The organism is Mycobacterium sp. NGS22, from assembly GCF_059813095.1.
The window spans coordinates 72,854-88,056 of sequence record NZ_JCALDY010000021.1; the positions used below are offsets into that span (position 1 = coordinate 72,854).

General features: G+C 65.4%; 16 protein-coding genes and 1 tRNA gene. 14 read left to right on the forward strand and 3 right to left on the reverse strand.

Annotated features, from left to right (window positions below; all coding sequences use genetic code 11):
• Positions 1–36: 36 nt before the first annotated feature.
• Complete coding sequence (locus tag AC5Y47_RS19110) at positions 37–459, reverse strand: nitroreductase family deazaflavin-dependent oxidoreductase (RefSeq protein ID WP_499945823.1); 423 nt, start codon at positions 457–459, stop codon at positions 37–39.
• Positions 460–525: 66 nt separating this feature from the next.
• On the opposite strand from AC5Y47_RS19110, the gene AC5Y47_RS19115 reads away from it, so the two are divergent.
• Together AC5Y47_RS19115 and AC5Y47_RS19120 are read left to right on the forward strand one after the other, a co-directional pair.
• A complete protein-coding gene (locus AC5Y47_RS19115; RefSeq protein WP_499945824.1) occupies positions 526–1,071 on the forward strand; it encodes a TetR/AcrR family transcriptional regulator in 546 nt (181 codons plus the stop codon).
• Between the two features lie 92 nt (positions 1,072–1,163).
• Positions 1,164–1,994: an LLM class F420-dependent oxidoreductase gene (locus AC5Y47_RS19120; protein WP_499945825.1), complete on the forward strand. Its 831-nt coding sequence runs from the start codon at positions 1,164–1,166 to the stop codon at positions 1,992–1,994.
• A gap of 94 nt (positions 1,995–2,088) precedes the next feature.
• On the opposite strand, the gene AC5Y47_RS19125 is transcribed toward AC5Y47_RS19120, so the two are convergent.
• Positions 2,089–2,159 (reverse strand) — tRNA-Cys (locus tag AC5Y47_RS19125).
• A gap of 80 nt (positions 2,160–2,239) precedes the next feature.
• Between AC5Y47_RS19125 and AC5Y47_RS19130 the strand changes: the two genes are divergently transcribed.
• The 5 genes from AC5Y47_RS19130 to AC5Y47_RS19150 all read left to right on the forward strand — a co-directional run bounded on the left by AC5Y47_RS19130 (position 2,240) and on the right by AC5Y47_RS19150 (position 7,589).
• Positions 2,240–2,818: a hypothetical protein gene (locus tag AC5Y47_RS19130; protein WP_499945826.1), complete on the forward strand. Its 579-nt coding sequence runs from the start codon at positions 2,240–2,242 to the stop codon at positions 2,816–2,818.
• 7 nt (positions 2,819–2,825) lie between these two features.
• A complete protein-coding gene (locus tag AC5Y47_RS19135; RefSeq protein WP_499945827.1) occupies positions 2,826–4,598 on the forward strand; it encodes a DUF6311 domain-containing protein in 1,773 nt (590 codons plus the stop codon).
• An 11-nt stretch (positions 4,599–4,609) separates the two neighbouring features.
• Positions 4,610–5,560, forward strand: a complete 951-nt coding sequence (locus AC5Y47_RS19140) for a TIGR03564 family F420-dependent LLM class oxidoreductase (RefSeq protein WP_499945828.1) — start codon at positions 4,610–4,612, stop codon at positions 5,558–5,560.
• Positions 5,561–5,704: 144 nt separating this feature from the next.
• Positions 5,705–6,220, forward strand: coding sequence for an Rv1733c family protein (locus tag AC5Y47_RS19145; RefSeq protein WP_499945829.1), 516 nt, complete (start codon positions 5,705–5,707; stop codon positions 6,218–6,220).
• 103 nt (positions 6,221–6,323) lie between these two features.
• Entirely contained in the window at positions 6,324–7,589 is a 1,266-nt protein-coding gene (locus tag AC5Y47_RS19150; RefSeq protein WP_499945830.1) for an NAD(P)/FAD-dependent oxidoreductase, read from the forward strand.
• Positions 7,590–7,607: 18 nt separating this feature from the next.
• On the opposite strand, the gene AC5Y47_RS19155 is transcribed toward AC5Y47_RS19150, so the two are convergent.
• On the reverse strand, positions 7,608–8,534 hold the full coding sequence (locus tag AC5Y47_RS19155; protein ID WP_499945831.1) for a LysR family transcriptional regulator: 927 nt from the start codon (positions 8,532–8,534) through the stop codon (positions 7,608–7,610).
• Between the two features lie 92 nt (positions 8,535–8,626).
• On the opposite strand from AC5Y47_RS19155, the gene AC5Y47_RS19160 reads away from it, so the two are divergent.
• The 7 genes from AC5Y47_RS19160 to AC5Y47_RS19190 form a co-directional block, all read left to right on the forward strand.
• On the forward strand, positions 8,627–9,913 hold the full coding sequence (locus tag AC5Y47_RS19160; RefSeq protein WP_499945832.1) for an aromatic ring-hydroxylating oxygenase subunit alpha: 1,287 nt from the start codon (positions 8,627–8,629) through the stop codon (positions 9,911–9,913).
• Positions 9,910–10,233, forward strand: a complete 324-nt coding sequence (locus tag AC5Y47_RS19165; protein ID WP_499945833.1) for a hypothetical protein — start codon at positions 9,910–9,912, stop codon at positions 10,231–10,233. Before AC5Y47_RS19160 ends, AC5Y47_RS19165 begins: the two co-directional genes overlap by 4 nt.
• A 4-nt stretch (positions 10,234–10,237) precedes the next feature.
• Positions 10,238–11,068: a TauD/TfdA dioxygenase family protein gene (locus AC5Y47_RS19170; protein WP_499945834.1), complete on the forward strand. Its 831-nt coding sequence runs from the start codon at positions 10,238–10,240 to the stop codon at positions 11,066–11,068.
• Positions 11,069–11,317: 249 nt separating this feature from the next.
• Positions 11,318–13,885 (forward strand): SpoIIE family protein phosphatase, encoded by a 2,568-nt coding sequence (locus AC5Y47_RS19175; protein ID WP_499945835.1) that lies wholly within the window; start codon positions 11,318–11,320, stop codon positions 13,883–13,885.
• Complete coding sequence (locus AC5Y47_RS19180; protein ID WP_499945836.1) at positions 13,885–14,211, forward strand: STAS domain-containing protein; 327 nt, start codon at positions 13,885–13,887, stop codon at positions 14,209–14,211. Before AC5Y47_RS19175 ends, AC5Y47_RS19180 begins: the two co-directional genes overlap by 1 nt.
• A gap of 32 nt (positions 14,212–14,243) precedes the next feature.
• Positions 14,244–14,936, forward strand: coding sequence for a GAP family protein (locus AC5Y47_RS19185; RefSeq protein WP_499945837.1), 693 nt, complete (start codon positions 14,244–14,246; stop codon positions 14,934–14,936).
• A 45-nt stretch (positions 14,937–14,981) separates the two neighbouring features.
• Positions 14,982–15,203, forward strand: a 222-nt coding sequence (locus tag AC5Y47_RS19190; protein WP_499945838.1) for a DUF3072 domain-containing protein, incomplete at its 3' end; no start/stop codon positions are given.

Sequence of the window (15,203 nt, forward strand, 5' to 3'; positions counted from 1 at the left end):
ATTCGCCCCAGACGCCGTGTCCCGGCGCGGCACGTCCTAATCGGCGAAATCAATTCGCACCGACACCGGTGTCGTCTCCAGCGTCTTGACCACCTTCGCGCCTAATCGCCCGAATTTGCGGCCCCGTGCGACGACGTCGTCGTCAGGTCTTATCGTCGCGACCCCGTTGCGCCACTGGTTGCCCTGCCGCACACGGACATTGGGATTGTCGACGATGTTGCGCCCCCAGCCCGAGCGGGTGCCGTGCTGACTGATGACCCACGCGCCGGTGCCGTCGAACTGCGCGGACACCGGAACGCGGCGTGCCAGACCGGTTTTGCGCCCAACGGTCTCCAACTCGGTGGCCAGCGCGGTACGCAATCCCAGTTTGCCCATTCCTCTCACGACCGGATTGAGCACATAGCGTCCGATCGCGCGTTCCCGGCGGAATTTTCGCAACGTCTTGTCGCTGTGGGTCATGGCGATCTCCCTGTGTATACCGATCGGTCTACCGAACCATAGTAGACCAATCGGTATACTGCAACCATGACCGCCCGTGAGCGTTTGATCGGTAGCGCCATTGATCTGCTGCGCCGCAAGGGCGTGGCTGGAGCCGGGCTGGCTGAACTTCTCGAGCACAGCGGCACCGCGCGCCGCTCGCTCTACGTGAATTTTCCGGGCGGGAAGTCCGAGTTGATGACCGAGGCCACCCGCACGGCGGGTCAACTCTTCGACACGACGCTGGCGGGCACCGGACGCGAGTCGTTGGCCGCGTTCGTCGAGTCCTGGAAGGAGTCGCTGCGTTCCAGCGACTTCAGCGCCGGGTGCCCGATCGTCGCCGCCGCCCTCGGACGTTCGGAGTCACCATCGGCCGCAGACGCCGCCGGCGAGGCGTTTTCGGCGTGGCAGACCATGATCGCCGGACGCCTGCGGGCCGACGGAGCGGCCGACGACAAGGCCGAAGCGCTGGCCACCACCGTGGTGGCCGCCGTCGAGGGCGCGGTGATCCTCTGCCTCGCTGCACGTTCCACCGAGCCACTGGACCGCACGGTGAACATGCTCTACGGGCTAATCGACCACCACGTTAGCTGAATCCAACTGCGCTGCAACAAATCCGACGTGAGGGGAATATTCGGCCGTGATTGGTTGTCGAGGTCTGGGAAGCCGACAGACAGGAACAGCGCATGAAGTTCGGGATCGCCACGTTCGTCAACGACGACAGCATCGACACGGTGTCACTGGCCCGCGGTATCGAAGAACGCGGATTCGCGTCCCTGGTGGTCGCCGAGCACACGCACATCCCGGCCAGCCGGGAAACGCCGTATCCGCTCGGCGGTGAGCTGCCGTCGATCTACTACCGCACCTTGGACCCGTTCGTGACGCTCGCGGCAGCCGCGGCGGTCACGTCGAAGATCGAGCTGTTCACCGGTATCGCGTTGCTCATCCAGCGCGACCCGATCACCACCGCCAAGGAAGCCGCCAGCATCGACCTGATCTCTGACGGCCGATTCGTGTTCGGCGTGGGCGCGGGCTGGAATCTCGAAGAGATGCGCGACCACGGTACCGACCCGAAGACGCGCGGTGCCCTGCTGGACGAACGGATCGAGGCCATCAAAGCGCTGTGGACCGACGAACCCGCCGAACACCACGGCAAATACGTGGACTTCCCGCCGTCGTACAGCCGCCCGAAACCGGTACGCAAACCCCATCCGCCGATCTTCATCGGTGGCGACTCCGACGCGACCGTCAAGCGGATCGTCCGGCATGAGGCGGGCTGGATATCGAATCCGTTTCCCATCGATCACATCGGCCGCCGCGTCGAGCAACTGCGCGACGCCGCCAACCACGATGTCCCGCTGGCGATGTTCGGCGCGCCCTCCGATCTCGACTACTGGCGTGCCGCCGAGGACTTGGGCTTCGAGCAACTCGCGTTGCTGCTGCCCACCAAGCCGCGGGACGATTCGCTGCGACTGCTCGACAAGTACGCGGAGTCGGTAGCCCGCTACCGCGCCTGAGCGCGCCGCCCAGCCCCCCGCGAGCAGACGCAAAAGCCCCCATTTCGTGCCGAAATGAGGGGCTTTTGCGTCTGCTCGCGGGGAAAGCGTGCGGAGCGAGTGACGGGATTCGAACCCGTGTATACGGCTTTGCAGGCCGCTGCCTAGCCGCTCAGCCACACCCGCACGAACCACCACCGTGCCAGCACCGGGCGTCTGAGCCCAGACTTTGACTCGGCCGAATCATATTGGCCTAATCTCGCCGCATGAACCGGGTGATCCGCCGCCAGCTGAACATCTACGACTTCCGCGCCTGGCAGGGCTGGGCCGCGTTCCTGCTGGACCACACCTGGGGGGCGGTGGGCACCGTCCTGGGCTACGGGCTGCAACTCGCCAACGAGCTCATGCCGAACTCCGGCTACGACCCCACCCTCAGTCAGCGGGCGGGTGCCCACGTCTACCGTGGCGGCGTCGGGCTGCCGGGCTTCGTCACCACGCTGGGCAACGTCACGACCAGCCTCGGCGCCGGGCCGGGTACCGAGAGCCTGATGGCCGACCACGAATCGGTGCATGTCTGGCAGAGCAGGATCTTCGGCCCGCTGTTCCCGATCACTTACGTCGGCTGGATGGTCGGCGGCGTCGTGGTCGGCACGGGCTACTGGATGTTCCACCGCGAGCAGAACTGGTACCGCCTGGTCGAAACCGTGGCCTACTACGACAATCCGTGGGAGGTGTGGGCCTACGCCAACCACCGGAACTGGCCGCCGGCGAATGCGAACCCGACGTTGCTGTGGCCGAGTCGGGGTTGCGTCGAACGGCCGAACCGAAAGTCGCGTCACCGATAATCGGCGCGTGACAGCAAGGCCGGTTGAGCGCGGATGGCGCAGCGGACGGGCACTCAGCGCGTTCGTCGTCTATCTCGTCGGCGCCGTCGCGCTCACCTTCCGTGCCTGGACAGGACCGAGATCGGGATGGGCCGGGAACTGCTGCGATCAGCACCAGACGATCTGGTTTCTGGGTTGGACACCCCACGCGCTGGCTAACGGGCTCGATCCGTTCTTCACGACCCAGATCAATGCGCCCGATGGCGTGAACCTGATGTGGAACACCCCGATGACGCTCCTGGGGCTGCTGGGCTGGCTGCCGGCCAGACTCGGCGGTCCGATCTTCGGATTCAACGTCCTGATGGTCCTGGGCATCGCCCTCAGTGGTTTCACCGCGTGGATCGCGATCCGCCGCTGGACCGGCGATGGCGCTGGTCCCCTGGTCGGTGGTGCGGTCTACGCCTTTTCGCCCTACGTCGCCTCACACGCGGCTCTGCACCTGAACCTGGCCACCGCCTGGGTCCCGCCCCTCTTCCTGCTCGTCATCGACGAACTCTTGGTAACCCGGCGGCGGCCACCGTGGCAGTCCGGGCTGGCGCTGGGAACCCTGAGCGCCGTGCAACTCCTCATCACCGAAGAGGTGTTGGCCACCAGCGCCGTAGCGGCCGCAGTGTTGGTGGGCGTGATGGCGTTGGCGCGTCGCGACGGCCGAGTCTGGGCGCGGTGTCGCGCCGGAGCCGCCCGGCTCGCTCCGGCGCTAGGGCTCGCAGCTCTCACATTCCCGCTGCTCACGGCAGGGCCGCTCGTCGCCCAGTTTTTCGGACCGCAGCGCATCAGCGGACCGGTCCAGCATCCCGAGACGTTCTCGACCGATCTGCTCAACCTCGTCGTTCCGACGCCTTACCAACTGCTTGCCCCGGACGTGGCGACGCACATGTCCCACCAGTTCACCGGTCTCTATCACGAGGCGACGGGTTACCTGGGCCTGCCGCTGCTGGTCCTGCTGGCATGGGTGGCAGCACGCCAGTGGAACGACCTTCGGGTGCGCGTCGCGAGCGTCACCGGGGCGCTGCTGATGGTGCTGTCACTCGGTCCCTGGCTGCACGTGGGCCACGAAAGGCTGCCCGTGCCGCTGCCGTGGCTGCCGCTGGGCGAGCTACCGCTCCTCAAACACGTTCTGCCGGGGCGCTTTGCAGTTTTCGCATGGCTGGCCGTCGCCGTGATCGTCGCGATCGTCATCACCCGGGCGACTCGCCTGGAACCGCGCCTCGCGCTCCGGTGGCTGCTGGCCGTTGCCGCGGCACTCGTCGTGATCGTGCCCGCTCCGCTGCAACGGCAGCCGTTCCATACCCCGTTGTTCTTCCGCACGTGGGCGAGCCACAACATTCGTCGCGACGAAACAGTCCTCGTCGCACCGTATTTCGTCAACGGTGACCAGGCAGCCCCGATGATCTGGGCGGCGGAGGCCGACTACGGGCTGCGGATGCCGGAGGCATACGCGTACCTGCCCCAACCGGACGGCCGGACCATCACCGGACCGTGGGCCACGCGGCTTTTCACGATCATGCGCACGATCCAGGAGGACAAGACCTCGTTCCGGGCCAGAGGAGAGGTGCGTGCGCAGGTCACCGCGAATCTGCGGTTCGCCGACATTCGCCACGTGATCGTCGGGCCGATGCCGGCATGGACTGAAATGATTGCGTTCTTCGCCGACCTCTTCGGTCGGGCGCCAGAATTCGTCGACGAGATCGCGATCTGGCGCGACATCAACGTCCGAGGCGTCGTGGCCGCACCCCGATAAGGAGAAAGCCCATGCGAATCGGACTCATGGTCGGATCCGACAAAGAGCGTTCACGCGCCGAGCGCTTGTCCGGGTTGCTGGCTGACGCGAAAGCCGCTGAAGCAGCAGGCTTCAGCTCATTTTGGATGCCGCAAGTTCCTGGCTATCTGGATGCGCTTACCGCTGTCGCCTTGATCGGGCAGGTGACCGAGCGCATCGAACTCGGGACCGCGGTGGTGCCGATCCAGACCCGCCACCCGCTGATCATGGCCCAGCAGGCCTTGACGACGAGCATGGCCTGCGGAGGCCGGTTCACCCTGGGCCTGGGCCCTTCGCATCACTGGATCATCAGCGACCAACTGGGGCTTCCCTATGACAGGCCGGCCCGTCTGGTGCGCGACTACCTCGAGGTGTTGGCGACGTCATTTTCCGGCCCCGGACCCGTGCGGGTCACGAACGAGACGTATGACGTCAACGGCTCGATCGATGTCGCCGATGCGGCCGAGATGACGGTATTGCTTGCCGCGCTTGGGCCCACCATGCTGCGGCTTGCCGGCGAGCGGGCCGGCGGCACCATTTTGTGGATGGCCGACGAGCGTGCGATAGGGGATTACGTCGTCCCGCGGCTCACCGCGGCCGCCGCCGGCCGGTCGGACCCACGAGTGGTCGCAGGCGTTCCAGTGGCACTCTGCTCGAACAGCCAGGCCGACCAGGCCCGCGCGGATGCGAGCGAAATCCTCGGCCATGCGGACTTCTCGCCGAACTATGTCCGCCTGCTGGAACGAGGAGACGCACAGGACGTCGGCGACACCATGGCGGCCGGTGACGAATCGGCCGTCTTGGCGCGGCTTCGCAGCTACCGGGATGCCGGTGTCACGGACCTGGCCGCACGAATCGTGCCGCTGGGCGAGGACCCGGTGGTCCGGATGAAGTCACGGTCCCGGACCCAACAGTTCCTCGCGTCCATCTGCACCGACCTCTAGCAAGTGGTCCCGACGCCCGGACAGCGTTGTGTGACGCCGACAACGGCCCACCGCGCCGTTGTCCGGTTCGGGCAAACCCGTTGCGCCCTTTGCGCGCCACAATGAGCGAAGTATCAACGCTGCCCGCCCCGATAGGAATCGTCGATGACTACCCCGCGTCGCCTTCGTCGACCGACACCCATGCTGATTTGGGCTGTGCTGATCATCCTGGTGGGGTTGCCGATCGCCGTCGCCGTCGGCATCGCAGTCCACGACTCTCGCAGCAACTTCTACGCCCAGCACGCCCAGACCAGCCAGCAGGTGACGGCGGTAGTAGCCGGCGACGACGCCGTCTACCAGCCGCTGGCCGACCCCAGGACGGTCAGCGTGCCTGCCCGCTGGTTTGCGGCCGGAACCGAGCACGCCGGTGCGGTAACGGCACCCCGAGGCGCGAAAGTCGGTGATCTCGTTGACATCCGGGTGGATGCAGCGGGATACCACATCGGTCAGCCGTCCCGATCCGCACTCGACGAATCCGTGGCAGCGGCCGTGTCCACCTGGTTGAGTTTGAGCATTGTCACCGCTGTGCTCGTGGCCGCCAGCCGATCGGCGCTCAGGCGCATCCCGGAGACCAGCGGTCGCGGTATCGGCCACCCGGTCGCGCGTCCCCGACTGGCGTAGCAGCACAGCAACAAGCACCGCTGTTCGTCCGATAACGGTAAGCGCGGCGGCTCGAATTCACTTCCACGATCGCGATCAGTGACACCAACTAGGGAGGTACGTAATGGATTACGTCGAACGGTTTGACGGAGGACCGCGCTCGGCGATCGTCGTCGGCGCGGGCATTGTCGGATTGTCGACGGCGTGGTTCCTCCAGGAGCGCGGAGTCGACGTCACCGTGGTGGATCGTGTCGAGCCCGGAGCCGGGGCGTCGCGCGGCAACGCCGGCTGGGTGGCACCGGGGCTGGTCCTTCCGTTGAATTCGCCTGCAGTGCTGCGGTATGGGTTGCGTTCCCTGCTCGACACCAAAGCACCGCTGCACATTCCGCTGACCCGGGACATCGGATTGGCGCTCTTCCTGCTCCGATTCGCGGCGAACTGCCGGCCATCGTCCTACCGACGCGCGCTGGATGCCAACGTCATCCTCAACGAGGACTGCATCGAGGCTTTCGACGTGCTGATCAGCAACGGCGTCGACGCGCCGGTGACCGATGCGCCCATCACCGCCGTGTTCGAGACCTCCGCCCAGGCGCAGCGCTTGCTGACAGAGCTACGCGAGCTCGAAAAGGCCGGGCAGGCAATGGATATCACCCCGCTCTCGGGGGCCGCGCTGCACGATGCGGTGCCGCTGGCCGGCCGCGCGGCCACGAGCGGCCTGAACATCAACGGACAGCGCTTCATCGATCCGCACCGATTCGTCACGGCCCTGGGGCGCGCGGTGACCGAACGCGGAGCAACGTTGTGCCGACGGGACATTGCCGGGATCGGCCGCCGGGGCGGCCACGTCGTGGTCGAGTCGGAGCGCGACGAGCCGCTGGCAGCCGAGGCAGTAGTTGTCGCCACCGGCGCGCTGCTGTCCCGATTGGCGGGCAACGGGTTGCGTGTCCCGGTGCGTGCCGGTCGCGGCTATTCGTTCACGGTGCCGGTGGAACGTCCGATGCCAGGTCCCATCTATCTGCCCGACGTACGGGTGGCGTGCACGCCCTACCGAGGCGCGATGCGTGTTTCGGGAACCATGGAATTCCGTGGCCCGCACGAACCCGTCATGCCCGCACGGGTGAACGCCATCGTGGCCTCTGCCGACCCATTGCTGGACGGAGTGCGCTGGGAGGACCGCAGCGATGTCTGGGTCGGCTCGCGCCCGGTCACCCCCGACGGTCGGCCCCTGATCGGTGAGGTGTCACCCGGGGTCTTCGTGGCCGGCGGCCACGGCATGTGGGGCCTCACGCACGGGCCGGTGACCGGACGGCTGTTGGCCGAACACATCACCACCGGCAAGCAACCGCAAGCGCTTCGCGACTTCGATCCCGTACGCAGGGTAGGCCGCTGACCCGTTGCAACGTGGTGTTCACAGATCTCGGCTTTTGGCGATGTTCTCCACGATGATCTGGCAGGCGGTGTCGTAAAAGGCGCTGATCAACGTGGAAAACGAGAGCTCGAAAGGATAGATCATGTGTACCGCCAGTGGTTCGAGCGTCCATTCGGGCAGGATCGGCACGATGGTGCCTGCGCGCAGTTCCGCGGTGCAGATGATCTGCGTGGGCATGACGCCCACACCGAGGTCCTGCAAGATGTACTGCTTGCACACCTGAAAGTTGTTGGCGCGGGCGCGTACCGGCGGTGACAGCTCGTATCGCCGATGGTGCCGGGCGAGGGCGAGTCTGCGGGGTCCGCCGAAGCCGAAGTCGATGAACGGCACGTCGTCGAGTTGCGCCGGTTCGCTGAGGGGATGGCTCAGCTGCGCGACGAAATCCCTTGAGGCGCACAGGAACAGCTGCAGATCGAACACCTTCCGTGCAATGAGCGTCGAATCCTGCAGCGGACCGGGACCGAATACCACGTCGAAACCGTCTTTGACCGGGTCGACCATGTTGTCGACCAATCGAATGTCCAACCGCGACTGCGGATAGCGCTGCAGGAACGTGGCTCCGACCCGCGATGCATAGTCGATGCCGACGAATACCGGTATCGCGACCCGCAACTCGCCCTGGGGTTCCTGCCTGCTCGCTTCGACCAGTGCACGTACCGCGTTGGCTTCGGCCAAGATGCTCGTCGCGTGGGTATAGATCTGTTCACCGACGTCGGTGACGGTGAGTTGGTGCGTGTTCTTGCGCAGCAGCTTGATGCCCAGATCGGACTCCAGCCTGGTCAACTTCCGGCTGACCGTGGACTTGGGCATGCCGAGCAGCCGCGCGGCCTTCGACAGGCTGCGGCTTTCGACGACCTTGCCGAATATCAGCAGGGCATCGACGTCGAATGTGAGGTGCTGTTCCATGGGGAGTGTTCCAATCATGCAACAGGCAGTTGCGTTTTTGCGGCTGTTTCGACGGAATCCGCAGCTGTTACCGTCGGCGCGAGGAGGGGCCCATGAGTCACCACAGCCCAGTGACCAAACCCGCAAGCGGCCATTGGACCGACGCTTACCCAGAACTCGGCCGCGGCCCGGTATCGCTCGAAGACTGCGTGTCCGAAGAGTTCTACGAAAAAGAGCGCGAGCACGTCTTCAAGAAGACGTGGCTTTATGTAGGCCGGGTCGAACGGGTTCCGCGCTCGGGTAGTTATTTCACCCGCGAACTGAAGGTGTTGAACACCTCGATCATCGTCGTGCGCGGCAAGGACGGGGTGATCCGGGCTTTCCACAACATCTGCCCGCACCGGGGCAACAAGATGTTGTGGGAGGACGACCCGTTCAAGGAAGTGTCGGGCCGGGCGCCGTTGCTGTACTGCCGATTTCACGGCTGGCGCTACAAGCTGGACGGCTCGCTGCATTCGCCGACCCGCAAGGATCTGCTACTGGATTTCGACGCCGACAGCTGCCGGGTGCCGGCGGTGCAGTGCGAGGTGTGGGAGGGTTTCATCTTCATCAACCTCGACCCGCACAACACCGAGCCGCTGCGTTCGTACCTCGGTGAGCTCGCCCATGGCATCGAGGGTTATCCGTTCCAGGGCCCGCACCAGGTCTACAAGTTCTCCGCCGAACTGCAGTGCAACTGGAAGATATTCGTGGACAGCTTCGCAGAGAGTTACCACGGGCCCTACCTGCACGCGACGTCGTTCGGCAGCGTGACCGCGGAGGCCAGAGACGCACTGGACAAACCGAATCCGTTCACCGACGCCCTGGCCTATCAGCTCAGCGGCCCGCACCGGATGTTCTCGTTCTCCGGCGAGCCGTCGCGAAAGACGGAGTACTCCAAGCCCATCGAGTGCGTCATGGAGGCAAGCGCGGCGGGACCGTGGAACAAGAAACTCGATCGGGGCCCGATGCCCCCGGGCATCAATCCCACGAGGTCGGAGAAGTACGGTTTCGACTCCTTCCAGTTTTTCCCCAACTTCGTGATCATCTTCGGTTCATCAGGTTTCAGCACCCATGCGCACTGGCCGACTGGCCCACACTCGCACCTGTTCGAAGTCGAGATGTTCTATCAGCCGCCCAAGACGCACAAGGAGCGGCTCGGCCAGGAACTGACCGTGACCTATCTCAACGACATCATCTTGGAAGACGCCAGTCCCTCCGAGGGGCTGCAGGCGATGCTCAACAGCGGTGTCCTCAAACAATTCACGATGAACGACGAGGAGATCCTGTTGCGGCACCTGCACAAGGTGGTCGGCGACTACGTCGAGGCCGGTGCGAAGGCGAAGGCAGGTCAGCGATGAATGCCGTTCTGCCGGAGGAATTCTCGCATCTCGAGCACCTGGTGCCCCAGTGGGCGATCGAGGACGGCCACGAGCGCTACGTCAAGCGCGTCAACAGTTCCATGGATCAGATCCGCGCGTTCTACAACGAGGTGTTTCCGCACGCCGAGGAAGCGGTCGCCTATATCGACAAATTCGACTACGCCGAACCGCTGCCCGACGACGTCGCGAATCTGCGCAATCTGCTCTACTCGTTGATCACCGTCTCGCTGGCAGTCGAGCTGTGGCAGCAGCCACGGGTAAAGCATTCGGCCAACACCATTCTCACGAGAATGAGCTGAGGCCATGAGCCTGGGCTCCGCACAGCTGGAAATCATCGACCTCACACCGAACATCGGCAGCGAAATACGAACCGACCTCGACACGCTGCGCAGCGGTCTGGCGGCCGGTTCGATCCGCGAGATCCTCGAGCGCCGGGGGGTGGTGTTCTTCCGTGGGCTCGATATCGGCGACGAGCAGCAAGTTGCCATCGCCCAGACGCTGGGCACCGTCGTGGCGAACGAAGGCGAGGGAGGCATCAACAAGATTTCCCTCGACGAAAAGGTGAACCAGCGCGCCAGATATCTGAAGGGCTCGATGTTCTGGCACTTCGACGGTTCCCTGCAGCCGTTGCCGAACCTGGCCACCCTGCTGCGGGCGGTACGGCTGTCCGACACCGGTGGACAGACCGAATTCTGCAACACCTACCGGGCCTACGAGGACCTCCCCGAAGACGAAAAGCTGCGAATAGCGGAATTGCGGGTCGTGCACAGTGCGGAGCGCTCCCAGTACTACGTCAGCCCGGAGATGAGTTACGCCGAGGTCGAGTTCTGGCAGAAGTCACCCACCAAGGCGTGCCCGCTGGTGTGGACCCACCAATCCGGCCGTAAGTCGCTGCTGTTGGGGGCGACGTCCGATTATGTCGTCGGGCTGCCGGTCGAGGAAAGTCGCGCTTTGCTTGCCCGCCTTCGGGATTGGGCCACCCAGCCCCAGTACGTCTACCAACATCAGTGGCAGCCGGGTGATCTGCTCATCTGGGACAACACCGGAACCATGCACCGGGTGCTGCCCTATGCCGAAGACAGCGGTCGACTGATGCACCGAACCATCCTGGCGGGCGAAGAGCCGCTGCAGTGAAGCTGGGCATCGCCTACCGGGACGTCGACCCGGACGCCGCGGTCATCTCGTCCTCGTCAGCAGTGGGCGGCTGGGACCGCATGCCGGCTCACGTCTGAGTTCGTCGGAATTGCCGGTTCCGCGCGGTCGAGGAACCGACCCGGCGCAGAGCTTCGTGCGGGAAGCGATCGCATCGTTAAAAGGACACGGCGCCGAACTGCGATGACCCAAGCGCCAAAAAGCCAGGCCCCGAGGATTAGGTTTGATCCCATGAGCAAGGACCGCGGTGAATCCGCGTTCACCTGGCTAGGGCGGCGCGACCTGGTGAGCCAAATGCACGAACAGCTCGACGAGCTGGTGGCAGCGCGCGACCAGATGGAGCAACTGGTACGGGTCATCGTCGAGATCGGCTCGGATCTGGACCTGAATGTGACGCTGAATCGCGTCGTCAAGGCGGCGATGGAGTTGACCGGCGCCCGGTACGGGGCGCTGGTGATCCGCGCCGCGGAGGGCAACCCGGTTTCGTTTGTCCGCGCAGGTATCGGCGATGCCACCGCGCGACGCCTCGGCGACCTGCCGGTCGGTGATGGTGTCCGCCTCGACGACCTGAGTGCGCAGTCACCGGTGATCGAACTGGGCCCCCAGGACCCGCCGCTGCACGCGCTGCTGGCGGTACCGATCACGGTCCGGGCAGAGGACTTCGGCAGCCTTTACCTAGCCGACGACCGGCCGGGGCGAGTGTTCACCGATGCCCATGAAGGCACCGTGTGGGCGCTGGCCACGGCTGCCGCGGCCGCCATCGACAATGCCCGACTCTACGAGCGCGAACGCGAATCGGCGAAATGGACGAAGGCCAGCCGCGAGATCACCACCGCGCTGCTCTCCGGTGACCCGCAGACCGGACCGCTGCAGCTCATCGTGAACCGAGCGCTGGAGTTGGCCGACGCCGAGCAAGCGATCCTGCTGGTTCCCGGGGAGCCCGATCTGCCCGCCGCTGAGGTGGACACCCTGATCGTCGCGGCCACCGCGGGCCGGTACGCCTCGGAGGTCATCGGTCGCCAGGTTCCGATGGAAGGCTCTACGACCGGCGGGGTCGCGCGCCGCGGCCTGCCGCTGATCACCGATTCCTTCGCATACCCGATCGAAGGTTTCACCGACGTCGGTGAACGCCCGGCGATCGTGATGCCGCTCATCGCCCAAGACGCCGTACTGGGTGTGATCGCTGTTGCGCGTCACCCGCAGCAGCAACAGTTCAGCGACGATTACCTCGAACTGGTCAGTGACTTCGCCCGCCACGCGGCTATCGCCCTGGCGCTGGCGGCAGGCCGCGAGCACGCCCTCAACCAGGAATTGGCCCAAGCAGACACCGTCGATGACGCGCTACAGGCCGCCGCTGAGGAGCTTCGTCGGCAATGGCGGGCGCGCCGCGTCCTGGCCGTCACCTTCCCGACGGGCAGTTCTCCCTTGGAGAACGGGTACACACCGCAGATCGTGTCGGTCGGTGAGTCCGTGCGCTGGGCCGATTTACCGTCTCGCACAAGACAACTCGTCAGCGCGTTGCGCGAAGGCGACCTTCTCACACCTAACATCACCGAGCCCGGCACGGCCGGTATCGCGCTGCAACATCCCGAGGGCGTGCTTGTGGTGTGGATCGATCTGGCCGAGCAACGGCCGTTCACCCTGGAGGATCAGACCTTGCTGACGGTGCTGGCCGGCCGTCTCGGACAGGGCCTGCAACGGGTGTACCAAGTCGACCAGCAACGTGAAACGGCTCTCGCGCTCCAACACGCGATTCTCGGGCCCGCTGATCTACCGGGCGGCTTCGCGGTGCGCTATCAGGCAGCCAGCCGGCCTCTGCAGGTCGGCGGGGACTGGTATGACGTCATCGAGTTGGAGGACGGCCGGATTGCGATGGTGGTCGGCGACTGCGTGGGCCACGACCTCGCCGCGGCCACCGTCATGGGCCAGGTCCGAAGTGCCTGCCGGGCGCTGCTGTTCGAAAATCCCAGTCCCGCAGCGGCGTTGAGCGGGATGGACCGTTTCGCCTCGCGACTGGCCGGGGCCCAGTGCACGACTGCAGTCTGCGCGGTGCTCAACCCCGAAACCGGCGAGCTGGTGTATTCCAGCGCCGGACATCCGCCTCCCATCCTGGTCCGGTCCGACGGCACCGCGCAGGTACTGACCGACGGTCACACCATCGCGTTGGGGGTACGGCGCGACTGGAACCGTCCCGAAGCCCGGGTGACCATGCCGGCGCGCTCCACGCTGGTGCTTTACACCGACGGGCTGGTGGAGCGGCGCCGCACACCCCTGGAGCAAGGCATCGCAAAAGTCGCCGAGGTGACGGGGGACGCTCGCGCCGACCCCCTGGACGAGTTGGCGAACGAGATCATGACCGGTGTCGCGCCCCAGGGGGGCTATCAGGATGACGTTGTGCTGCTGCTGCACCGCCATCCTGGCCCACTGGAGTTGAAGTTCCCGCCCGACGCCAGTCATCTAGCACCGACCCGCACGGCGTTGCGTACCTGGTTGACCCGAGCCCGAATGCGACCGGAGCAGACCATGAACGTGCTCATCGCCGCCGGGGAAGCCGTGTCCAACGCCATCGAGCACGGGCATCGCAACAAATTGCACGGTTCGATCTGCGTGGACGCGGTCGCGCTGGGCGACGAGGTGCAGTTGACGATCACCGACACGGGGACGTGGAAGCCACCTGAGCCGTCTACCAAATCTCAGCGCGGACGCGGTATCACCTTGATGCGGCGACTCATGCACGACGTGACCATCGACACCGACAACGCCGGAACCACTGTCCGCCTATCCGCGAGGATCGCCTGATGCCCACATTGCTCACCCTTGAGACGGCGCGTTCCGACGACGGCAAACTGGTGCTGCTCGCGGCGGGGGAGATCGATCTGAGCAACATCGACGCCTTCAATCAAGCCCTGAACACCGCAAGCGCCGAAGCGGAGACTGCGGGCGGAAGGTTCACCGTAGACCTCAGCGCCGTGGAATATCTGGACAGCGCGGCGATCAACGCGTTGTTCGCGCACGCCGACCATATTCAGCTCGTCTCCCACCCCCTGCTGGTGTCCGCTCTCACCATGAGCGGCCTGGCCGAACTGGTCAGCATCGAAACCGCGCCCGAGGCCGAAGTCGGCTGACCAGCCCCCGGCTGAGCTCGTCGAACTCTGCTATGTGGCTGACAATCCTGGTGATGGCCTTGGCCGTCAGCCTCGAACCGTTCCGGATCGGCATGTCGCTGCTGATGCTCAACAGGCCTCGGCCGGCGTTGCAGTTGCTCGCATTCCTGCTCGGGGGTTTCGCGATGGGGATCACGGTGGGCCTGGTCGTGATTTTCGTCTTGCGACGACGGCTGGTCGCGTCCGGCCACGTCACGTTGCCCAACGTTCAGGTACTCATCGGTGCATTGGCCCTGGCTGCCGGCATAGTGCTGGGTGTCACCGTCGCCTTGCGCCGCCGCGCCGACTCGACCCGACGGACGGCCGACACCCTCGTTCGCGAGGCGGTCCTCGCCAAGTTGCCGGCGCGGGTGCGCCGAGTGCTGGGCGGTCACTCGCTATGGATCGCGACGGTGGCCGGTCTGGGAATCGCGTTGCCCTCGGTGGATTACCTGGCCGCTCTGGCGGTGATCCTGGCTTCGGGCGCGCCGGCGATGACCCAGGTCGCGGCGTTGCTGTTGTTCAATGTGACCGCGTTCGCCGTGGTCGAGGTCTCGTTGATCGCTTGCCTGCTGGCTCCGGACGCCACCCAGCGGTCGCTGACCGCGCTGAACAGCTGGGTCGCCGCACGCCGTCGACTCGAAGTCGCCGCTCTGCTCGTGGTGGTCGGCTGCGTGCTGGTGGTAGCCGGCCTGACGGGGCGTTGACATCTGAGATGTTTCGAACACGTGTGCGACGGATATCCGACGGGGATGAGTAACGCGAACGACGACAACCGACAAGCGCCGCAAGAGAACCCCGAGAAGGACACGTCCGAGTGGGTCACCGGAGACGAACCGATGACGGGTGCGCAACGCAGCTACCTGGACACGCTGGCCCGGGAGGCCGGGCGTGAGGTCCCCGACGATCTCACCAAGGCGAACGCGTCGGACCTGATCGAAGAGTTGCAGCAGCAAACGGGACGAGGCGCCCGC